We start from the raw sequence: 21,890 nt of genomic DNA on the forward strand, positions 1-21,890 counted from the left end.
CTGCCGCCCCGGGCGGCGCGATCCACACCCCTCGCGAGGGCGTCAACGGCGACGCCTGGATGGAGCCACCGTGACCCAGCACGACCTCGATGTCCTTGACGAGATCCAGCGGCGGGTGCTGTGGCTCGCCACCCGGATCGTGGACGCCGCCAACCATGACCGGGCCACCGGAGACGGTGTGAAGGTGGGCGGCCACCAGGCGTCCAGCGCCTCCCTGGTCACGGCGATGACCGCGCTGTGGTTCGCGCACCTGGACGCCGAGGACCGGGTCGCGGTGAAGCCGCACGCGTCCCCGGTGTTCCACGCCATCCAGTACCTGCTCGGCAACCTGGACCGCTCGTACCTGCCCCGGCTGCGGGCCCGGGGCGGCCTCCAGTCGTACCCGTCGCGGACCAAGGACCCCGACGAGGTGGACTTCTCCACCGGCTCGGTGGGTCTGGGCGCGGCCGCGCCGCTCTTCGCCGCCGCCACCCGTCGCTACGTCGACGCGCACTTCGGGGCCCGACCGCACTCCCGGTTCGTGGCGCTGATCGGCGACGCCGAGCTGGACGAGGGCAACATCTGGGAGGCGGTGGCCGACCCGGCGACCACCGGGCTGGGCAACGTGATGTGGCTTGTCGACTTCAACCGGCAGTCGCTGGACCGGGTGGTCCCCGGCATCCGGATCAACCAGTGGCGGGGTCAGTTCGAGGCGGCCGGCTGGCACGTCGTGGAGGTCAAGTACGGTCGCCGGCTCGCCGAGGCGTACGCCCGGCCGGGCGGCGAGGCGCTGCGCGACTGGATCGACGCGATGCCCAACGAGCAGTACCAGTCGCTGTTCGGGCTGACCGGCCCGGCGCTGCGCAAGCAGTTCCTGGACGGCGCGCCGGCCGGCATCGACGAGCTGATCGCCCACATCAGCGACGAGGACCTCGGTCCCCTCGTCACCGACCTGGGCGGGCACGACCTGTCCGCGATGCTCGACGCGTACGCCCAGTGCGACGCGGTCACCGACCGGCCCAGCGTCGTCTTCGCGTACACCGTGAAGGGTTGGGGTCTGCCCATCGCCGGCAACCCGCGCAACCATTCCGCGCTGCTCAGCTCGGAGCAGGTCGACACGCTGCGGGCCGCGCAGGGGCTGACCTCCGAGACCGAGTGGGACCGCCTCGACCCGGCGTCACCGGCCGGCATCCGGGCAGGCGCCCGCCGGGAGGCGCTGTCCCGAGCGCCCCGCGAGCGCGCGCTGGGGGTCACCGTTCCGGAAAGCACGGGAGTACGCGCAACCAAGCCCATCTCCACCCAGGAGGTCTTCGGTCGGGTGCTGGTGGACCTGGCGCGGAACCGGGAGGTCGGCCGCTACCTGGTCACCACCGCCCCGGACGTGGCCACCTCCACCAACCTGGCCGGGTTCATCAACAAGACCGGGGTGTTCGCACCCACCGAGCAGCGCTCCTGGACCGAGGACCGGATGCTGCGCTGGACGGAGAGCCCCGCCGGGCAGCACATCGAGCTGGGCATCTCGGAGATGAACCTGTTCCTGCTGCTCGGCCAGCTCGGGCTCTCCTGGGACCTGTCCGGGCAGCCGCTGCTGCCGGTGGGCACGGTCTACGACCCGTTCGTCCTGCGCGGCCTCGACGCGTTCCTGTACGGCACGTACTCCGGCTCCCGGTTCGTGGTGGCCGGCACCCCGTCGGGCATCACCCTGGCCCCGGAGGGCGGCGCCCACCAGTCCACCATCACCGCGTCGGTCGGCCTGGAGCTGCCCGGGGTGACCTTCCTGGAGCCGGCGTACGCGGCCAGCCTCGACTGGCTGCTCTGCGACGCGCTGGGGCAGATCGCCGGCGGGTCGGCCCCGGCCGCGACCGCCGCGCCGACCGAGGATGGGGCGTACTACTTCCGGTTGAGCACCCGGCCACTGGACCAGGCACCGTTCGAGGCGGCCCGCGCCCGGCTCGGCGACGCGGTCCTGCGTCGGCAGGTGGTCGCCGGGGCGTACCGGCTGGTCGACGCGCACCAGGCGTATCCGCACCTGGTCGACGCCCCGGTGGTGCAACTGGCCGCCTCCGGCGCGGTGCTGCCCGAGGTGCTGGCCGCTGCGGCGGAGCTGGCCGACGAGGGCGTCGCCGCGCACGTGGTGGACGTGACGAGCCTCGACCGGCTCTACCGGGCCTGGCAGCGCACCCTGCGCCAGGGCGTGCGGACGGCCACCGTGCCCAGCGTGCCGGGCGCGCTGCGGTCCGCGTTCGTCGATCGGGTGCCGGTGGTGACCGTGCACGACGCCGCGTCGCACGCGATGGCCTGGCTCGGTTCGGCGGTCGGCGCCCCGGCGGTGCCGCTCGGCGTGGACGAGTTCGGCCAGTCCGGCAGTGTCGCCGAGCTGTACGAGTTGCACGACCTGCTGCCCGGCAGCATCGTCAACGCCGCGCTGGCCGCCATCGCCCTACGCTGACCGCGGCGGGGAGCGTTATCACACTGAGTGATTCGCATAGGAAAGAACCCGTTCGCAACTCGCTGTAATCGTCTCTGTCGCTCACGCCACGCCCTTTCCTCCCTTTGCTCTGCTGCCGCCGATGCGCCACCGGTCTGAACAGCGCGAACCGATAGTTGCTCTTTGGTGTCATGTCGCACGGGGCGCACCGACAGTGACTGGTGCAGATTGGGCGGCAGAGCAAAGGGGGAAGCAGGGGTGGGGGAGGCTCGTCTCTGTTTACTCTCTGTCGAACTGAAGGACGGCGGTCGGTCGCCCTTCCATGCCGCGTCAGCCGGTCGGGCTGGTGGTGGGCGAGGGGGACGCCACGGTGGGGTTCTCCACCAGGCGTCGTTCCAGGTTGACCTGGGCCTGCCCGGTGCCTCCGACGGTGATGGTGTCGTACGCCTGGAGCATCTTCTGCTGGTCGAAGTAGAGCACGCTCATCGACAGCGGGGTCGGCTTCTCGCCCTCAAGGCCGCGCAGCCCGGCCCCGCCGGTCGAGCCTTCGACCATCAGCGTGGTGGGCTGCTGCCCGGGCACCTGTGGCAGTTTGGAGACCTGCCCCGAGTGGGTGTGCCCGGCCAGCACCAGCGGGCAGGTGCCGGAGAGCGCCCCGGCCGACGCCGGATCGTGCACCAGGGCGATGTTCACCGGCCGGGGTGAGCGGCGCACAGTGGTCGCGAGCTGCTCGCCGACCCCGGTCACCTGGTCGGCGACCTGCGGGGTCAGGCCGCTGCCGGCGGGTGAGGTGTTCTTGTCCGGGGTGAAACGCGGGTCGCCGATGCCGGCGATGGTCAGCCCGGCGACGGTCGTCGTCGTGTTGTTCAACACGATCGCGTTCGGCTGGCGGGCCACCGCGGCGGCGGTCTTGCCGGAGTCGTGGTTGCCCCGGATGAAGACGTACGGCTTCTTGAGCAGGCCGATCGACCCGACGAAGGACGCCTCCGGCTCGCTGCCCCAGTCGGTGATGTCGCCGGTGTCGATCACCACGTCGATGCCGAACTGCTCCACCACCGTGCGGATCAACTGCCAGCCGGTCGGGTTCAGGTGCATGTCGGAGACGTGCAGCACCCGCGTGGTGCCCGGGGTCGGCTCCAACAGCGGAAGCGCCGAGACGGTGGTGTAGAGCTGGCTGACATTGCCGACCAGGCGTTGCAGCTGCTCGGCGTACTTGGTGTAGTCGTTGGCGATCCGGCGCGCGTCGCCGACGATGGCCGGTGCGTTGACCAGCAGCCCTTCGTAGCGTGGTTCCTCGATCGCCTGCGGACGCAGGGTGGCCGCCGCCGTGCCGAGGCTGCCGGCGGTGATCAGCAGTGCGAGCCCGCCCGCCCAGGCGGTCCGCCGGACGTTGCGGAAGATCAGCCCGGCCAGGATCAGGGTGACCAGCACCGACGTGCCGAGGGTCCGCAGGCCGAGCCGCATCACCCCGGAGCGGACGTCCTCGACGGCGCTCTGACTGGCCCGGCTGATGCTGGCCGGGTCGTCGATCAGCGCCTCGGTGCGGCCCTGGTCGAGTGCGCCCAGGCGGACGGTGAGGTGGGTCGGCCCGTCGTGGCTGTCGAGCAGCAGCGCGCCCAGCGGTGGGATGTCGACAGTGGTGCCGCCATCGCGGGCGGGGGAGATGCTGAGGTTGGCCCGGAACGGGCCGATGTCGGTGTCCACCCGACCGCCGGCCAGCACCCCGAGCACCGCCCCGCCCAGGGCCACGGCGAGGACGGCGACGACCAGCCCGATGCGGCGCAGCACCTCGACGGACCCGAGCCGCCGACTGTCCGGGCGCGGCCGGTCGCCGCCGGTCGCCGGGTCGTCCCGGTCGTCGGCGTCGTCGTGCTGCTCGTCGCGTTGCCCGTCCATGCTGAAAGTCTGACCTGCCCGTCGAAAGATCTTGGCAAACCTGACCGGATGGTGACGAACGTCAGCTGCGGCCGCCGTCGCCGCCCGCGAAGACAACCCGCAGGAGCCGGTCGTCGTCGCCGGCCGGGTCACCGCGCCCGTCGTGGTTGGAGGTGCCCACCCAGAGCGACCCGTCCGGTGCCGCGGCCACCGCACGCAGTCGACCGTACCGGTTGGTGAGCAGCTCGCTGGGCTGGCCGAGCAGCGTCCCGGTGTCAGTCAGCTCCATCACCCAGAGGCGCTTGCCGCGCAGACAGCCGGTGACCAGCAGCCGGTCCGTGGCGGCCAGACCGGAGCAGGAGGCGTCCGAGGTGGCCCACTGCGTGATCGGGTCGGTGAACCGCTTGTCGCCGGCGCGCCCCTCGACCTCCGGCCAGCCGTAGTTGCCGCCCTTGGTGATCTGGTTGATCTCGTCCCACGTGTTCTGGCCGAACTCGACGGCGTACATCCGCTTGGCGCCGTCCCAGGTGAACCCCTGGACGTTGCGGTGGCCCAGTGACCAGACGGGGGAGTTGGGGTACGGGTTGCCGGCGGAGGGCTTGCCGTCCGGAGTGATCCGGAGGATCTTGCCGCCGAGGCTCTTCACGTCCTGGGAGGAGGGGCGCTCACCCGCGTCGCCCGTGCTGACGTAGAGCTGCCCGTCCGGCCCGAAGCCCAACCCGCCGCCGTTGTGCACGTTGGCCTTGGGGATGCCGGTGAGGATCGGGGTGGGCTGACCGCCGAGTTGCAGCCGGGCGACCCGGTTGTCCTGGGCGGCGGTGTAGTAGACGAAGACCGTGCGGTCCTGGGCGTAGGCCGGGGAGACGGCGATGCCGAGGAGACCGCCCTCGCCAGCCGCGGCCACCTCGGGGATCGTCTGCACCGGGCGGACCCGCAGCCCGTCCGGCCCGGACTCGGGGCCGACCTGAAGGATCCGGCCGTTGTCGCGTTCGGTGACCAGCGCGCCGCCGTCCGGCAGGAAGGCGATGCCCCACGGCACCCGCAGACCCTTGGCGAGCACTGTCGCCACCGCCTGCTGGCCGGCGCCGCCGGCGCTCGCCGGCGCGGACGGGGTCGGCAGGTTGGGCGGCTCGCCGGCCGGGTCGGGTTCCGGTTCGCCGAAGCTGCAACCGGAGGCGAACAGCAGCGCCGCGCAGGACGCCGCGAGGGCCGCCCGGAGGCGACGGACGCGAGGGTACGGGGGACGGGCTCTCACCCGGCCCAGGGTAGCCCGCTGGACGGCCCGGCCGGGCCCGTCGCGATCCGACGGGTGCCGGTGAACCCTGCCGGTGGTCCCCGGTGGACCGCTCACCGTGCCCGTACGGCCAGCAGCGCGGTGTCGTCCTCGCGGTGGTCGATCGAGGCGAGCAGCAGGTCGCACAGCTCGTCGAGGGGCAGCGTGTCGGTGCCGGCCAGTCGGTCTGTCAGCTCGGCCAGCCCCTCGTCGATGGAGCGGTCCCGCCGCTCGATCAGCCCGTCGGTGTAGAGCAGCAGGGTGTCACCGGTGGCCAGGTTGGTCGACTGGCTGGTCCGCGTCGACGGCCGGGCCAGTCCGAGCAGCGGCTCCGGGGTCGCCTCCAGGGCCTCGACCGCCCCACCGGCGCGAACCACGAGGGCCGGTGGGTGCCCGGCGTTGGACCAGGTCACCTCGTGGACACCGCCGTGCTGCGGGCAGATCCGGACCAGTGTCGCGGTGGCGGCGATCGGCAGTCGCAGGCCACGGATCGCGCCGTCCAGGTTGCTCATCAGCGACCCGACCGTGTCCGGCCGGCCGAAGGCGTTGCCCCGCACCAGGTTGCGGAGCTGACCCATGGTCGCCGCCGCCTCGATGTCGTGCCCGGCCACGTCGCCGATCGCCGCGATCACGTCACCGTCGGGCTGGACGAAGGCGTCGTACCAGTCGCCGCCGACCTCCACCCGGTCGGCTGCGGGCTGGTAGCGGGCGGCGAGCTCCAGCTCCGTCACGATCGGCAGCTGGGGCAGCATGCTGTGTTGCAGCACCTCGGCGACGTGCCGCTGCTCGCCGTACATCGAGCTGTTGCCCACGGCCTGGCCGGCCCGGCGGCCGATGTCGACAGCGGTGAGCAGGTCGCGGTCGTCGAACTGCTGTCGTTGCGCGCCGTTGACGAGGGTGATCGCGCCCAGCACGGTGCCGCCGACGCCCTGCATCGGCACGCTCAGGTAGGAGGCGATGCCGAGACGGTCGGCGATCGTCGACATCTCCGGCTGTGTGGTGCCCCTCGTGACGTCGGCCAGGGACGCCACGCTGCCGAGCCGAGGCTGGCCGGTCCGCAGGACCGCCCGGACCATCGACTCGGGGCTCAGCCCGGTGCGCAGCAGCTCACCGAAGCGGTCGACGTCCACCGCCCGGGCCGGGTCGCGGTGCACCGAGACCACCTCGCGGGGCAGGCCGGTCGGCCCGATCAGGGTGAGCAGGCACCAGTCGGCGAGCAGCGGCACCATCGCGGCGGCGAGCCGGCGCAACGCGGTGCCCACGTCCAGGGTGCCGGCCAGCGTCTCGCTCACCCCGGCCACCAGCTCCAACCGCTCGTGCGCCTGCACGATCCGCCGCCCGGCCTCCTGCGCGCTGTCGAGCGCGATCCGCAGTCGCAGCTCCGACGAGCAGGCGGCGGCCAGGTCGGCCAGTGTCCGCAGCTGCGCGGCCGTCCACGCTCGGGGCTTGTTATCGATGGCACACAGCGAGCCGAGCACCCGACCGGAGAGGTCGGTCAAAGGCATCCCGGCGTACGCGACCACGCCGAGGTCGTCGATCGCCAGATTCTCCCGGACGCGGGGGTAGAGCCGGGCATCCGGCAGCACCATCGGCACCTGGATGTCCACGACGTGCTGACAGAACGAGTGGCTCAGCGGGGTCTGCCGACGCTCCGACCAGGGGTCCGGCAACCCGACCGCGCCGGGGAAGAACTGCCGGTCGGCGGAGACCAGGGAGACCAGCGCCACCGGCACGTCCAGCAGGTCGCTGACCAGCCGGGCGAACCGGTCGAACGCCTCGTCCGGGACGGCGTCGAGCCCGGTGTCAGCGAGCGCGCGCAGCCGCGCCGGTTCGCCGAGCGCCGCAGGCGGGACGATCGGAGGCCGGGCGGTGGCGGGGGAGCCGTCGGTCATCGAGCACCTGTCTGCCGGGGCGGAGGCCGACCGGCCCTCCGACCCTTCGTTATACCTCGTCCAGGGCGGAGTCGAACATCGGTGTGCTGAGTCTCGCCCGCCCCGACCCCACGCGCCATCCCCCGGGACGTCTGTTCGCCGCCGTGCCCGCGCCGGCCGTGGTCAGGGGGACTATCGTCGGCGGACGTGAAGGTATGGATCCCACACCAGGCCGGTCTGAACCTCATGGGCGAACTGCCCCCGGACGTGACGGTGGAGGTGTTCGAGCACGCTGACCGGCTGCCCTCGGAGGCGACCGACGTCCGCGTCTGGGTGCCACCGTTTTTGGGCGGCTCGGACGCGACGGCGTTGCTGCGTGAGCTGCCCGACCTCGCCGTGGTGCAGTTGCTCTCCGCCGGGGCGGACGCCTGGGCCGGCCGTACACCGCCGGGGGTCACGCTCTGCGACGCGCGGGGCGTGCACGACCCGTCCACCGCCGAGTGGGTCGTCACGGCTGTCCTTGCCCAGCTGCGGGCGTTCCCGACGTTCATCAGGGCGCAGGCCGAGCGACGTTGGGCGAACGAGGGGAACCTCCCGACCGACGAGCTGACCGGCAAGCGGGTGCTGATCGTCGGTGCCGGCGCGATCGGCACCGCGGTGCGGGACCGGCTCGCCCCCTTCGAGGTGAGCTTCACTCTGGTGGCGAGGACCGCCCGCCCGGAGCAGGGCGTGCACGGCGTCGAGGAACTGCCCCGGCTGCTGCCCGACGCCGACGTGGTGATCGTGATCGTGCCGCTCACCGACCAGACCCGTGGCCTGATCGACAAGGACTTCCTGGCCGCGATGCCGGACGGTGCGTTGCTCGTCAACGCCGCCCGGGGGCCGGTGGCCCACACCGAGGCGCTGGTCGCCGAGCTCGCCACCGGTCGGATCTCGGCCGCCCTGGACGTCACCGATCCGGAGCCGCTGCCCGCTGACTCGCCGCTCTGGACGATGCCGAACGTGCTGCTCACCCCGCATGTGGCCGGGTCGGTGCGAGGTCTGCTGCCGCGTGCCTACCGACTGGTCGGTGACCAGGTGCGCCGGTTCGCCGCCGGGCAGCCGCTGATCAACACGGTGGTCGACGGCTACTGACCGGGCGCCTCGTCCGAGTTGTCGGGCAGCGTCTGGCCGGTGGCCGACACCAGCCGGGGCAGGTCCACGCCGCGTACCGCCGGCAGGGTCACCTGCTGGCCGTCGTCGAGCCGCGCGACCGCACGTCCGCGCTGGTCGGTGACCAGTTCGAGGACCTGGTCCCAGTCGATGCGGCGTTGCCCGGCCAACGCCCGTACGCGCAGCTCCCGGGCGTTGGCGTCGGTGCCGGCCCGCCAGGCCCAGAGCGCGACGGCGAGCGGCAGGAGCAGCACCGGCAGCAGGTAGGTCCGGGCGCTCGCCAGCGGCAGTGCACCGATGAAGGCGATGACCGCGGCGACCAGGATGGCTTGGTTGTACCGGAAGCGGACCGTGTCGGGCTTACTCACCCTCCGATGATCCCACCCCCGGCCGGTCCGGCTCGCGGCGGGCGGTGCCGGCGGGGTGCGGTACGCCGTACAGTGACACAGGTCATTGTCTCCTCCAGGTGACCGACACGTAACTAATCCGGCCGCCGATCGTTTCCGTTTGTTGAGCAGCGGACTCGCAACGTCCGATGCCCCGCACCGTCGTACCGCCCCCGTGCCCCCTCACGAAGGCGACCGCCGTGCTCCTCGCGTACCCGTTCCGTGTTCTCGTCCCTCGCCGGGCGGCACCGGAGGCCGCCACCTCCGCCGCGGTGGCGCTGCTCCTTCTCGCCGGTGCCGTCGACCTGGTCCCGGCCTCGGTGGTGATCGCGCTGACCGCTGGTGCCGGCGCCACACTCGCCGGGGTGCGGCTCTCCCGGCTGGCCGGACGACGCCGCGCCGATCCGTCACCGCGTACGGCGGGTGTGCTCCTCGACGCGGCGGTGGTGACCGCTGGCCTCACCGCCGTCGTGCTGCCCCTGGCCGACGTCGGGTCGACCGTCGCCGTGCTGATCGGTTCGTTGATCGTGGCTGCCCTCTCCGGGCTCGGCCTCCATCGCCTTCCCGGCCGGACGGGGACGTCGGCCGGTGTCCTGCTGCGTCGGTCGGTCGAGTCGAGCGGCCCGGCCGTCGGCCTGGCCCTCGCCGGCTGGCTGCTGCTGCCCCGTGCCGACCTGCCGGGTTCGACCCGGCTGGTCGTCGCGCTGGCGCTCGGCGGGCTGGGGATGGCCGCGCTCAACGCGTTCGCGGGGCCGAGGCGACGCTCGGGTGCGGAGGTCTGCCGGGGCGGCGTCCTGCTCACTCTGGGCGGGTTGGTGCTGCTGGCCACGCTGCCAACCGAGCCGGTCGGGCCGGCGGCCCTGCTGGCCGTACCCCCGTTGGTGTTCGGGATGCTGCTCGTCGCGGTCGGTGCGGCCGACGCGGCGGACGAGGGTGACGCCGAGCCGGCGGAGCCGGTCGCCGCGGCCTGGCCCCGAGCGGTGCTCCCGGCGGGGATGCTGCTGCTGGCGGCGGGTGTCCACCTGGCTGCCGGCCGTGCTCCCGACCGGACGAGCGTGGTGTTGGCCCTGGCGGCGGTGCCGTCCCTGGTGCTGCGTGACCTGCTGCGCGCGGGTGGCACCTCCACCACCGAACGGCGGGCCGCGCACCGCAGGCGCGCGGGCGGCGCGGTCCGGCACCGCCATGCGGCGCCGGCACGCTGGCCGGGCAGGTCGGAGCCGCCAGCCGCGCCGGCCCAGCACCACTCCGGCCGCGCCGTCGACCCGGCCACACCGAGCGGTGTCGGCCCAGCCTGGGCAACCGACGACGGTGCCGCCTGGTCCGCGCTCAACCGGCGGCCCGTCCCGGCGGGCGGCGGTGGTCCGGGTGACCGGGCGGCCCTGCTGGACGCCCTCGCCGCGATCGGCGACGTGCCAGCGCCGACCGGCGCGCTGCTGCTGGTGGACCTGCACGGCACCGAGGGCGTCGGCCCGACGGCCCGGGAGGACATGCTGGCCGAGGCGGTGCACCGGGCCCGCACGGTCATCGCCCCCGACGACCTGGTCACCGGGTGCACGGGTGCCGGCTTCGCCGTGGTCACCGCCGCCGGTCCGATGCTGGCGTACGCGCTGGGCACCCGGTTGTTGACCGCGCTCAGCCCGCCCTACCGGTTGGGCGGTGCGGTGCTGCGGGTGCAGACGAGCATCGGGTTGGCCGAGGTCAGCGGTGCCGGGCCGGCGGACGTGCTCCGTCAGGCCGAGCTGGCCCGACGGCGGGCCGTGCAGCTGGGCCGGGACCGGGTCGAGTGGTACGACGCGTTCCTGGAGGAGCAGCTGGTTCGCCGGCTCGACCTGGAACGCGAGCTGCCCGGTGCGGTGGCCCGCGGTGAGTTGGATCTCGTCTACCAGCCGGTGGTCGACCTGGCCGACGGGCAGCCGGTGGGCGCGGAGGCTCTGTTGCGCTGGCGGAGCCCGGTGCTCGGCACGGTGCTCCCGGCCGAGCTGTTGCCGGTCGCCGAGGACCTGGATCTGATCGGCGAGTTGGAGTGGTGGGTTCTGGACCGGGCCTGCCGGCAGTTGTCCGACTGGTCGGTGGGCGTACGGGAGCTGTGGATGGCGGTCAACATCACCACCCGGGAGCTGACCACCCCCGACTTCGTGCAGCGGGCTGCGGCCGTGCTGGCCGCGTACGGGGTGCCGCCGGAGCGGCTGGTGGTGGAGGTGAGCGAGCCGAGGGTCGCCGGTGACCTGTCGACGGTGGTGGCCCGGCTGGCCGGGCTGCGGTCGCTGGGTGTGCGCACCGCGTTGGACGACTTCCGGGCCGAGCACGCCTCGTTGGCGCAGCTTCGCCGCCTGCCGATCGACCTGCTCAAGGTGGGCCCGGAGTTGGTGGGCGCACGGCCGGACGGGCAGCCGCCGCTGATCGACGTGGTGGTCAACGTAGGCGAGCGGCTGGGTGTGGAGATCGTCGCGGAGGAGCTGGAGTCGTCGGCCCAGGTGGAGGGGGCGCGCCGGGGCGGCTGCCGGTACGGGCAGGGGTTCGCGCTGGCCCGCCCGGCGACGGCCGAGCGGGTCGAGGCGTACTTCGAGGAGTTCCCGTCAGCGTCCCGCTGAGCCCTGGTAACTGAACCGGTTCATCTCGCCCGGGGTGGTGCGGTGCTGCCGCGCGGGGTGAGGTGCGGCGTCTCGTCCTGCACCCGGCCGGCGGGCTGTCCGGCGATGACCGCGAGCAGTTGGCGGGCGGCGTGCGCGCCGTACGCGGGGATGTCCCTGCCCAGCGCGGTCAACGACGGGTGCACCAGGCGGCACAGCGGCGAGTCGTCCCAGGCCACGATGGACAGATCACCGGGCACGGTGAGCCCCATCTCCTGGGCGACGGAGAGCCCGGCGATGGCCATCACGTCGTTGTCGTAGATGACCGCGGTGGGCCGTTGGGCGGAGCTGAGCAGCCGGCGGGTGGCCCGACCTCCCTCCTCGCCCGTGTAGTCGGACCAGACGGTGGTCGCGTCGACCAGGTCGAGCCGCTGGCAGATCTCCGCGAAGGCCTCGGTGCGGATCTCGGTGTGCCGCAGGTCGGGCAGGCCGCCCACCCGGGCGATGCGTCGGTGCCCGAGGGCGACCAGGTATTCCACCGTCTCGGTCAGCGCTGCGGCGTCGTCGGACCAGAGACTGGACAGCTCACCGGTGCCGCCGGGCCCACCGATCACCACCGCCGGCAGTTGGAGCTGCTCCAGCGCGGAAATGCGCCGGTCGTCGGTGCGCAGGTCGCACACGAGCACCCCGTCCACCCGGCGTTCGGCCCACCACCGTCGGTAGACCGCGATCTCGGCGTCGTGGTCGGCCACCACCTGGAGGGTCAGCGCGTACGAGCGGGCGGAGAGCTCGGCCTCGACGCCACTGATCAACGCCATGAAGAACGGCTCGATGCCGAGTGTCCGGGCCGGGCGGCACAGGGCCAGGCCGACCGCCCCGGCGGTGGCGGCGGAGAGGGCGCGGGCGGCGCTGCTCGGGCTGAACCCGATCTCCGTGGCGATGGCCAGGATGCGCTGCCGGGTGGTCTCGGAGACGCCGGGCTGCCCGTTGAGCGCGTACGACACGGCGCCCTTGGACACGCCGGCGCGTCGGGCGACGTCGGCGATGGTCGGCCGCTTCACCGGCGTGCTCCTCTTCGCTGCGGGGCGTCAACCGGCCGTTGACAGTCACCAGGGTGGACCGTACGGTTGCTAGCTTATCCGGTTCAGTAAACGTCTTTCGATGCGGAAGGTGCGGTGCAATGGTGAGCCGACAGGCACTCTACGACGGTTGGACCCTGCGGGCGGCACCCGGAGCGCAGGTGCCGGTCGGGATCGCCGGGCGGGCCGTGCCGGCGACAGTGCCGGGTTGCGTGCACACCGACCTGCTCGACGCCGGGCTGATCGAAGACCCGTACCTCGACGACAACGAGCTGGCGCTGGCCTGGATCGGGCGCACCGACTGGAGCTACCAGACCACCTTCGTGCACCGGCCGGGCGACGACGAGCGTGTCGACCTGGTCTGCGCCGGCCTGGACGCCGTCGCCACGCTCACCCTCAACGGTGTCGAGGTCGGCCGCACCGAGAACATGCACCGCGGTTACCGGTTCGACGTCCGGTCGCTGCTGCGCGACGGCGACAACGACCTGGTCGTGGCGTTCGACTCCGCGTACCGCTACGCCGAGGCGCAGCAGGAGCGGCTCGGCGACCGGCCCAACGCCTACCCGGAGCCGTTCCACTTCATCCGCAAGATGGCCTGCAACTTCGGCTGGGACTGGGGGCCCACCCTGGTCACCGCCGGCATCTGGCAGGAGATCGGCCTGCACGCCTGGTCGACCGCTCGGCTGGCCACCGTCCGCCCACTGGTCACCATGGACGGCCGCGACGGCCGGGTCGAGGTGCACGTCGAGATCGAGCGGACCTCGGACCTCCCGCTGACCGTCCGCGCCGCCGTCGCCGGCTCCCGCACCGAGGTGATCGTCCCGGCCGGCCAGCGCACGGCCGTGCTCACCCTCACCGTCCGCGAGCCCACACTCTGGTGGCCCCGGGGGTACGGCGAACAGGCACGCCACCCGATAGAGGTGACAGTGCTCGGGCCGGACGACGACACCCTCGACGTCTGGTCGCACCAGGTCGGCTTCCGCAAGGTGCGACTGGACACCACGCCCGACGAACACGGCACCCCGTTCGCGCTGTCGGTCAACGACGTTCCCGTCTTCGTCCGGGGCGTCAACTGGATCCCGGACGACGTGTTCCCCACCCGGATCACCCGCGACCGACTGGCCGAGCGGTTCGACCAGGCCGTCGAAGCCAACATCAACCTGCTGCGCGTCTGGGGCGGGGGCCGGTACGAGTCGGCGGACTTCTACGACCTCGCCGACGAGCGGGGGCTGCTCGTCCAGCAGGACTTCCTCTTCGCCTGCGCGGCCTACCCGGAGGAGGAGCCCTTCGCCACCGAGGTTGCCGCCGAGGCGGCCGAGCAGGTGACGCGGCTGGCGCCGTACCCGTCGCTGGTGCTCTGGACCGGCAACAACGAGAACATCTGGGGCTGGCACGACTGGGACTGGCAGCAGGCCCTCGCCGGGCGCACCTGGGGGCGCGGCTACTACCTCGACGTGCTGCCCCGGATCGTCCGCGAGCTGGACCCTACCCGCCCGTACTGGCCGGGCAGCCCCTGGTCGGGCACCGAGGCGATCCACCCCAACGACCCGGCGCACGGCACCACGCACATCTGGGACGTGTGGAACACCGACGACTACACCAGATACCGGGAGTACGTCCCGCGCTTCGTCGCCGAGTTCGGCTACCAGGCACCACCGGCGTACGCCACAGTGCGCCGGGCGCTGAGCGACGAGCCCCTGGCGCACGACTCACCGGGCATGGCGCACCACCAGAAGGCAGCAGACGGTGACGACAAGCTCCAGCGCGGCCTGGACGCGCACCTGCCCGCCCCGGCGGACTTCGACGACTGGCACTACCTGACGCAGCTCAATCAGGCCCGCGCCATCCAGCTCGGGGTGGAGCACTTCCGCTCACACCGGGACGTCTGCGCCGGCACCATCGTCTGGCAGCTCAACGACTGCTGGCCGGTGACCTCCTGGTCGGCCGTCGACGGCGACGGCCGACGCAAACCCCTGTGGTATTCGCTGCGTCACGCGTACGCCGATCGGCTCCTCACCGTGCAGCCCCGCGCCGGCGGTCTGGCCCTGGTCGCGGTCAACGAGAGTGGCACGCCCTGGCGGCCGTCGGCCTCGGTGACCCGGGTGACCCTCGCTGGCGAGCCCCGGGCGAAGACGACGATGCAGCTGGCCGTTCCCGCGTACTCGGCGGTGACGCTGGCGCTGCCGGCGGAGCTGGCCCGGCCGGAGGAGGCCAGGCGCGAGCTGCTGGTCGCCGAGGCGGGCCAGAGCGCTGAGCGGGCGCTGTGGTTCTTCGCCGAGGACCGGGACATGGACTGGCCGGCGGCGGCCTGGGACGCGACGGTCGAGCCGTTCGACGGTGGGCAGCGGGTCCGAGTCACGGCCCGCTCGGTGCTGCGCGACCTGACGCTGTTCGCGGACCGGCTGGACCCGGCGGCTTCCGTCGACGAGGCCCTGGTCACCCTGCTGCCAGGTGAGTCGACGACCTTCACGGTGCGCGCCGACGGGTCGCTGGACCCGGCGGCTCTCACCGCCCGACCGGTGCTGCGCTGCGTCAACGACCTCTGAAAGAAGGGCCCCTTCTCAACGACTGCGGTAGAGGGGGCCCTCCGGGCTACGTGGGCGGACGGAAGCGCCCTCGAGTTGAAGACTTCTTCAAGTGTTAAAGTCTTCGTATCGATCGGGAGGGTGCTCATGTCGGTCCCGCTGTACCAGGCGAAGGCGGAACTCTTCCGCACCCTCGGGCACCCAGTGCGCATCCGCGTCCTCGAACTGCTCCAGGACGGTCCGAAGCCGGTCCGGGACCTGCTCGCCGTGATCGAGGTCGAGGCCTCCAACCTCTCCCAGCAGCTCGCCGTGCTGCGCCGCGCCGGGATGGTCACCTCCCACCGCGACGGTCCCCTCGTCATGTACGCGCTCAGCACCCCGGACGTGGCCGACCTGCTGGCCGCCGGGCGGCGGATCCTCGGCGCGGTCCTCACCGACCGGGACGGCCTTCTCGACGAGCTTCGGGCCGGTGGGGACAGGTGAGCGGCGCGATCGCTGTCGCCCGCGAACGGCTCCTCGGGCTGCTGCCCGGCAGGGCCGACTGGGCGGCCGTGCACCGCTCGCCGCGCCGGGACCTGCTGGCCGGGCTCACCGTGGCGGTGGTGGCGCTGCCGCTGGCACTGGCGTTCGGCGTCACCTCCGGCCTGGGCGCCCAGGCCGGACTGATCACCGCCGTGATCGCCGGCGCGGTGGCCGCGGTGTTTGGCGGCTCCAACCTTCAGGTCTCCGGTCCGACCGGGGCGATGACAGTGGTGCTGGTCCCGGTGGTGCAGCAGTTCGGAGCCACCGGCGTACTCATGGTCGGCGCGATGGCCGGCCTGGTGCTCATCGCGCTCGCCGTGGCCCGGCTGGGCCGGTACGTCCGCTATCTGCCCACCCCGGTGCTGGAGGGCTTCACCGCCGGCATCGCCGTGGTCATCGCCCTGCAACAGGTGCCTGCCGCGCTCGGCGTCACCGACGCGCACGGGGAGAAGGTCTGGGCCGTCGCCGCGAATGCGGTCGCCCGTTTCGTCGCACACCCGCGGCCGGCCGCCCTCGCGGTGGCCCTCGCCGTCGCGGCGCTCATGCTGCTTGGCGCTCGGTGGCGACCCGGCCTGCCGTTCTCGTTGCTCGGCGTGGCGGCCGCCACCGTCGTCGCCGAGGTCGTCCCGGTTGACCTGGTCCGGATCGGCGCGCTGCCGCAGGGCCTGCCCGCCCCCTCGCTCGGCTTCCTCGACCTCGCCGCGCTCGGCGTACTGCTGCCCAGCGCGCTCGCCGTCGCCGCGCTCGCCGCCCTGGAGAGCCTGCTCTCGGCGACCGTAGCCGACGGCATGACCGTCGGTGAACGGCACGACCCGGACCGGGAACTGTTCGGTCAGGGGTTGGCCAACCTTGCCGCCCCGGTCTTCGGCGGCATCCCCGCGACCGCCGCCATCGCCCGTACGGCCGTCAACGTCCGGGCCGGCGCGGCCTCGAAGCTGGCGGCCCTCACCCACGCCGTCGCCCTCGCGGCGATCGTGCTGGCCGCCGCGCCGCTGGTCGGCCGGATCCCCCTCGCCGCCCTGGCCGGGGTGCTGCTGGCCACCACGGTCCGCATGGTGGAGGCCGCCTCGCTGTGGGCGTTGGCGCGGGCCACCCGGGGCGACGCGGTCGTGCTGGTGCTCACCTTCGCCGTCACCGTCATCTGGGACCTCGTCACCGCCGTCGCGGTCGGCGTCGGCGTCGCCGTGGTGCTCGCCCTGCGCGCGGTGGCCCGCAGCGCCCGGCTGGAACAGGTGCCCCTCGACCCCGGGGAACACAGCGCGGAGGAGTACGCGTTGCTCACCGAACACATCGTCGCGTACCGGCTGGACGGGCCGCTCTTCTTCGCCGCGGCCCACACCTTCCTGCTCGAACTGTCCGAGGTCGCCGACGTCCGGGTCGTCATCCTGCGGATGTCCCGGGTGACCACCATGGACGCCACCGGCGCCCACGTCCTCGGCGACGCGATCCGACGGCTACGCGGACGCGGGATCACCGTCCTGCTCTCCGGCATCACGCCCGGTCACGACCAGGTCCTCGCCACCCTCGGAGTGGCTGACGACCTACGCCGCGAAGGGCTCGTCTTCTCCGACACGCCGGCTGCGATCCGGTACGCCCGCGGGGCTGCGCTTGCCGTGACGGGCGGCGCTGCTGATCGGCCGTAGCGGTTGGCAGGTGCGCGACCCGGTCGATGCGGGTAGGGCAGCGCGCCCCCGCTACGGCAGTATCTACCGTCTTGTGGCCGCTGCAGCACAGCGCGGCCGACGAAAGAGGCGACGACAGACGTCGAGCCCAGGCGGTACCAGGGGAGTGCGAATGGTCACCGAACATGTCCGAGACGCGGCGGCGACGGCGTTCGTCTTCGGCTTCTTCGCCAGCAGTTGGTTCGGCTGGGCGCAGGAGGCGCCCCCGAAGCGGTGGCGGCCGGTGCTCATCGTCGGTTCGGTTCTCTCCCTGCTCACGGCGGCTGCCGGGGCTCTTTTCGCCTGGCGTCACTGGTCGGACGGTACGGCGTTCGACGCCGACACCAGCCCTACCTTCGGCATCGTCGTGGGCATCGAGTTCGGCGCTGCCGCCGTCGGCGCCGGGCTGCTCGCCCTGCTGAAGCGCCGTGAGCTGATCGCCCCCTGGGTCGCCCTCGTCGTGGGTGTGCACCTCTTCCCGGTGGCGGCGCTGATGGACTACCCGCTGATCCATCTGGTCGCCGCACTGGTCACCCTGGTGGCGGTCGTAGCGATCCCGGTGGCCCGGGCCCGCGCCGTGGCGGTGAGTGCGGTTGTCGGGCTCGGTAGCGGCGTCGTGCTCCTGGTCGCCGCGGTGACCTCGCTGCTCATCGCGCTGTTGGGCTACTGAGGCCGGTCACCGTCCGCAGAAGCACACGAGCGGCAGCTGTGCCGGTCCCCCTCAGTGTGTCGAGTATCAGCTGCCGTTGACCAGCCGACGCGTCGACGCGGTTCTGGCCGGCGTCGATCCGCAGACGGGCGACGACTCCTACTTGTGGTGGAACTCAAGCAGTGGTCCTACGCCACGGCTTACGAGGACTCTGACACGCTCGTGGCCGTCGAGCAGGCTCGTGGGCCGCGTCTGCATCCCGGCGTCCAGACGCAGGACTACTGCCGTTATCTCACCGATCTTCTGGGTGTGCTCGGCCGCGACCAGAAGCTGTTGCGGGGTGCCGCCCGTCTGCACAACGCGGTGGATCGCGACGTTGTCGACCTATCGACAGGCCAGCCACGGAACAGAGTCGGATCTTCACCGGCAGCGTCGTGGGCAGTGGCTCGATCACCTGCTAAGCCGCTTCGCACCAGCTTCGGGAGCGGGCCCGGCGGACCGGTTCCTGACCAGCACCGTGCGCCCCAGCCGCCATCTGCTGGCGTACGAGCTGGTCATGCACGCGACCGAGCGGGCGCGGACGGCGGACCACAAACGCGCGGTGGTGGCGGGCGGGCCAGGGAGCGGCAAGAGCGTCATCGCCCTCGCGGTCCTCGGTGAGCTGGCCCGACGGGGTCGGCCTGTGCTGCACGCCACCGGTTTGGAGCTTTCACCCAGGCACTGCGCCGTTACGCCGGCAGGGGATCGACCCGGCTGCAGAGCCTCTTCAAGTACTTCAACAGCTTCATGTACGCCGAGCCGAACGACATCGAGGTGCTGATCTGCGACGAGGCGCACCGGGTGCGGGAAACGTCGGTGAACCGCTACACGCCCAAGGCGCGTCGGGACGTCGCGCGCCCGCAGTTGGAGGAACTCATCTCCCTCGCCCGGGTGCCCGTCTTCCTGCTCGACGAGCATCAGGTGGTCAAGCCGGGCGAGCTGGGCAACATCGAGGTCATCTCCGCCAATGCGAAGAAGCTTGGCGTGGAGGTCGACGTGGTCTCCCTGCACGACCAGTTTCGCTGTGGCGGCAGCGAGGCATACGAGGAATGGGTTCTTGACCTGCTCGGCCTCGACGGAGGCGAGCCGTCCGTCTGGACCGGTGATGGCCGCTTCGACGTGCGGGTCGCTGAGTCGCCCGAGGAGTTGGAGGCATACCTCGCGAGCGGCAGGCAGTGGGCGGCACGGCCAGGATGTCGGCCGGCTACTGCTGGCCGTGGAGCGACCCGCGACACGACGGCACGTTGGTGCCGGACGTGACGATCGGTGACCGGGCGCGGCCGTGGAACGTCAAGAGCGAACGCAGTGTGGGCGAGGCGCCGGGCAGCGTTCTGGGCCACCGACCCGAATGGCTTCGGCCAGGTCGGCTGCGTCTACACCGCGCAGGGCTTCGAATACGACTGGTCGGGTCGGGGTTCACTATCGGCCCGGACCTGGTGGCGCGGGACGGGCAGTTGGTGACTCGTCGCGAGGAGTCGAAGGATCCAGCGTTCCGCAGTCGCAAATCGCTCAGTGACGACGAGGCGGACCGGCTGATCCGCAACACCTACAAGGTGTTGCTGACCCGGGGCATGCGCGGCACGGTGCTGTACGCGACCGACCCGAAGACGCGAGACTTCCTGCGGGGTCTGGTGCGGGTCCGGTAGGCCCCGGAGACCAGGTTCGAGGGCGAAGCCGGGTAGCGGCAGTCACACAGTGTCGATACTGTGACGTCAGTTAAGCGGATCGACGGGCTTCCTTCGACGGACACGCCCCCACCGCACGAGATCTTCGTGCCTCGGGGGGCCCCAACGTGCTGGCGTTCCACACCACTCCGGCGCAGATTGTCGCACTGAGCGACGAGCGGCGTCTGGACGTCGAGGTGGAGAAGTACCTCACCGCATCTGGATACGAAGTGGACGAGCGCGAGCGGCGTTCCTGGCGAAAGAGCCTGCCCGTCTTTTCCCGGCACCTGTGCGCGCTGGGCTACGGCGACCTCGACGCGCTCGTGGAGTGCCAGCTTCCCCAGAGCAGCCGGCGGATCGACGTGATCATCGCCGGAGGGGCGCCGCTGACGATGCGGCCGGTGTACCTCCTTGTGGAGCTGAAGCAGTGGAGCAAGGCCGCACGGCATGACGATGACGGAAGCGTGCTGAGCGTCAGCCACCTGGATCAGCCGCAACTGCACCCCGCCCTGCAGGTGCAGGCGTACTGCGCCTATCTCGTGGACTTTGTCGAGCGACTGCGGGAGTGGCCCGACGCCGTGCACGGAATGGCCTACCTGCACAACGCTAAGCCAGGCATGATTCCCGAACTGCGACGTGCGCGCACGTACCAGAGCATGGTTTGGACCCAGGGCAAGACTGCCCAGTTCCAGAGCTACTTCGAGCGTCGATTCGCTCAGGAGCGGCATCCGCGAGCGGCGCACCGGCTATTGACCAGCCCCATCCGCCAGAGCGGACAGCTGCTGTCCGTGGCGGCCGACGAGGTGGCCAACCGGGCTCACTTCACGTTGTTGGACGATCAGCGAGCGGCGTACGAACTGGTGCTACGCGGCGTGCGCTGGGCGGAGGAGAGTCGGCGCAAACGGGTGGTGATCATCTCTGGCGGTCCCGGCAGCGGCAAGAGCGCGATCGGGCTCAGCCTGTTGGCGGAGCTGGCTCGTGAGACGCGGCAGTTGGCCCATGCCACCGGTTCGCGGGCGTTCACTCGGACCTTGCAGCAGTATGCCCGCCGCCAGCCGACGGACCCGTTGCAGCGGACCAGGCCGTTGTTCTGCTACTTCATGGACTTCATGACCGCCGCTCCCAACAAGCTCGACGTGCTCATCTGTGATGAGGCTCATCGGATTCGCGCTCGATCGAAGAAGGGATCCCAGCATGGCACCAAACCGCAGGTTGAGGAGCTGATCGAGGCCGCCAAGGTGCCGGTCTTCCTGCTCGACGACGATCAGGTGGTGCGGTCCGACGAGGTAGGTAGCGTCGACATGATCGTGGAGGCCGCCAGGCGGCTGGATCTGGAGTTCGATCGGATCGAGTTGGGCGGTCAGTTCCGCTGCGGCGGCAGCCCTCGCTACGAAAGTTGGGTGCTGCACCTGCTCGGTTTGGCGGATGCCGATCCATACCGGTGGAAGGGCGACGAGCGGTTCCGGCTTGCCCTGGTCGATTCTCCGGAGAAGATGGAGACGATCCTGCGAGGGTGCCACGACCGAGGGGAGACGGCCAGGATCTCGGCCGGATTCTGCTGGCCATGGACCCATCGACCGCAGAATGGCCGGCTCGTCTCCGATGTCCGCATCGGCGACTGGGCGCGACCGTGGAACGCGTACGACGACTACCCGCCCAAGGGCATCCCGACCAGCGCCTACTGGGCCACCGATCCGCGCGGTCTCGGCCAGGTTGGCTGCATCTACACCGCCCAGGGATTCGAGTACGCCTGGTCTGGCGTGATCATCGGTAAGGACCTCGTGGTGCGGGGCGGTCGGCTCGTGACTGATCCAAAGAGATCCCACGACCCGGCGATCGTGAACTCGGAAGGCAGGGTCATCGCGAAGAACGCGGACCGGCTGATTCGCAATACATACAAGGTGCTCCTTACCAGAGGGCTGCGGGGCACACTTGTCTTCGCCGAGGATCCGGAGACCCAGGACTACCTGTCGACGCTGATCCCTGCGCCGCATGCGCCCGGTCGAACGATCGCTCCCGGTGTGCAGCAGATCGATCCGGTCAAAGCCGATGGCCCGACGGGTTCCCATAACGGCGCGGCCGTTGGCGAACTCACCGAGCGCTGAGCGTGGGTGTCGGATTCCGGACTCTGTGAGGCAGCAGTGGTAGCCAGCGGAAGCCGAGGATGTGCAGGTCGACGGCGGGTGTAACGGTCAATGGTTCGGATGGACGGAAAGG

14 protein-coding genes and 1 pseudogene are annotated in these 21,890 nt (G+C 71.7%); 10 read left to right on the plus strand and 5 right to left on the minus strand.

The window, feature by feature from the left end; genetic code table 11:
• Positions 1-70 precede the first annotated feature (70 nt).
• Complete coding sequence (locus FBZ33_RS04870) at positions 71-2,428, plus strand: pyruvate dehydrogenase (RefSeq protein ID WP_088946532.1); 2,358 nt, start codon at positions 71-73, stop codon at positions 2,426-2,428.
• A gap of 309 nt (positions 2,429-2,737) precedes the next feature.
• Here the strand turns inward: FBZ33_RS04870 and FBZ33_RS04875 are convergent, their stop codons facing one another.
• The 3 genes from FBZ33_RS04875 to FBZ33_RS04885 all read right to left on the minus strand — a co-directional run bounded on the left by FBZ33_RS04875 (position 2,738) and on the right by FBZ33_RS04885 (position 7,447).
• Positions 2,738-4,303: a metallophosphoesterase gene (locus tag FBZ33_RS04875; protein WP_141908145.1), complete on the minus strand. Its 1,566-nt coding sequence runs from the start codon at positions 4,301-4,303 to the stop codon at positions 2,738-2,740.
• A 61-nt stretch (positions 4,304-4,364) separates the two neighbouring features.
• The gene (locus FBZ33_RS04880; protein WP_141908146.1) at positions 4,365-5,537 is read right to left on the minus strand and encodes a sorbosone dehydrogenase family protein; all 1,173 of its coding nucleotides are present in this window, start codon (positions 5,535-5,537) and stop codon (positions 4,365-4,367) included.
• 92 nt (positions 5,538-5,629) lie between these two features.
• On the minus strand, positions 5,630-7,447 hold the full coding sequence (locus FBZ33_RS04885) for a SpoIIE family protein phosphatase (protein ID WP_141908147.1): 1,818 nt from the start codon (positions 7,445-7,447) through the stop codon (positions 5,630-5,632).
• A 186-nt stretch (positions 7,448-7,633) separates the two neighbouring features.
• Between FBZ33_RS04885 and FBZ33_RS04890 the strand changes: the two genes are divergently transcribed.
• Positions 7,634-8,560: a 2-hydroxyacid dehydrogenase gene (locus FBZ33_RS04890; RefSeq protein WP_141908148.1), complete on the plus strand. Its 927-nt coding sequence runs from the start codon at positions 7,634-7,636 to the stop codon at positions 8,558-8,560.
• Here FBZ33_RS04890 and FBZ33_RS04895 read toward each other — a convergent pair.
• A complete protein-coding gene (locus tag FBZ33_RS04895; RefSeq protein WP_141908149.1) occupies positions 8,554-8,946 on the minus strand; it encodes a PH domain-containing protein in 393 nt (130 codons plus the stop codon). The two genes, FBZ33_RS04890 and FBZ33_RS04895, sit on opposite strands and share 7 nt — an antisense overlap.
• A gap of 218 nt (positions 8,947-9,164) precedes the next feature.
• On the opposite strand from FBZ33_RS04895, the gene FBZ33_RS04900 reads away from it, so the two are divergent.
• A complete protein-coding gene (locus tag FBZ33_RS04900; protein ID WP_185755214.1) occupies positions 9,165-11,555 on the plus strand; it encodes a GGDEF domain-containing phosphodiesterase in 2,391 nt (796 codons plus the stop codon).
• Between the two features lie 20 nt (positions 11,556-11,575).
• Here the strand turns inward: FBZ33_RS04900 and FBZ33_RS04905 are convergent, their stop codons facing one another.
• Positions 11,576-12,595, minus strand: a complete 1,020-nt coding sequence (locus FBZ33_RS04905; protein WP_141908151.1) for a LacI family DNA-binding transcriptional regulator — start codon at positions 12,593-12,595, stop codon at positions 11,576-11,578.
• A 119-nt stretch (positions 12,596-12,714) separates the two neighbouring features.
• On the opposite strand from FBZ33_RS04905, the gene FBZ33_RS04910 reads away from it, so the two are divergent.
• The 7 genes and pseudogenes from FBZ33_RS04910 to FBZ33_RS04935 all read left to right on the plus strand — a co-directional run bounded on the left by FBZ33_RS04910 (position 12,715) and on the right by FBZ33_RS04935 (position 21,778).
• A complete protein-coding gene (locus FBZ33_RS04910; RefSeq protein ID WP_141908152.1) occupies positions 12,715-15,159 on the plus strand; it encodes a glycoside hydrolase family 2 protein in 2,445 nt (814 codons plus the stop codon).
• 126 nt (positions 15,160-15,285) lie between these two features.
• Entirely contained in the window at positions 15,286-15,621 is a 336-nt protein-coding gene (locus tag FBZ33_RS04915; protein ID WP_141908153.1) for a helix-turn-helix transcriptional regulator, read from the plus strand.
• The gene (locus tag FBZ33_RS04920; RefSeq protein WP_141908154.1) at positions 15,618-17,303 is read left to right on the plus strand and encodes a SulP family inorganic anion transporter; all 1,686 of its coding nucleotides are present in this window, start codon (positions 15,618-15,620) and stop codon (positions 17,301-17,303) included. Before FBZ33_RS04915 ends, FBZ33_RS04920 begins: the two co-directional genes overlap by 4 nt.
• 151 nt (positions 17,304-17,454) lie before the next feature.
• Complete coding sequence (locus FBZ33_RS04925; RefSeq protein WP_141908155.1) at positions 17,455-17,991, plus strand: hypothetical protein; 537 nt, start codon at positions 17,455-17,457, stop codon at positions 17,989-17,991.
• Positions 17,992-18,723: 732 nt separating this feature from the next.
• Positions 18,724-19,470: pseudogene (locus FBZ33_RS33235) on the plus strand (DNA/RNA helicase domain-containing protein).
• The gene (locus tag FBZ33_RS33240; protein ID WP_255508720.1) at positions 19,467-19,655 is read left to right on the plus strand and encodes a DNA/RNA helicase domain-containing protein; all 189 of its coding nucleotides are present in this window, start codon (positions 19,467-19,469) and stop codon (positions 19,653-19,655) included. Before FBZ33_RS33235 ends, FBZ33_RS33240 begins: the two are co-directional and overlap by 4 nt.
• A 146-nt stretch (positions 19,656-19,801) precedes the next feature.
• On the plus strand, positions 19,802-21,778 hold the full coding sequence (locus FBZ33_RS04935; RefSeq protein WP_141908156.1) for a DUF2075 domain-containing protein: 1,977 nt from the start codon (positions 19,802-19,804) through the stop codon (positions 21,776-21,778).
• Positions 21,779-21,890 lie beyond the last annotated feature (112 nt).

It is taken from the genome of Micromonospora sp. A202 (assembly GCF_006715105.1).
GTDB lineage: Bacteria > Actinomycetota > Actinomycetes > Mycobacteriales > Micromonosporaceae > Micromonospora > Micromonospora zamorensis.

Bases quoted from the DNA above. Each gene is read 5' to 3' on its own strand.
- FBZ33_RS04875 (WP_141908145.1), bottom strand. From the start codon at position 4,303: ATGGACGGGCAACGCGACGAGCAGCACGACGACGCCGACGACCGGGAC.
- FBZ33_RS04885 (WP_141908147.1), bottom strand. From the start codon at position 7,447: ATGACCGACGGCTCCCCCGCCACCGCCCGGCCTCCGATCGTCCCGCCT.
- FBZ33_RS04910 (WP_141908152.1), top strand. From the start codon at position 12,715: ATGGTGAGCCGACAGGCACTCTACGACGGTTGGACCCTGCGGGCGGCA.
- FBZ33_RS04915 (WP_141908153.1), top strand. From the start codon at position 15,286: ATGTCGGTCCCGCTGTACCAGGCGAAGGCGGAACTCTTCCGCACCCTC.
- FBZ33_RS04925 (WP_141908155.1), top strand. From the start codon at position 17,455: ATGGTCACCGAACATGTCCGAGACGCGGCGGCGACGGCGTTCGTCTTC.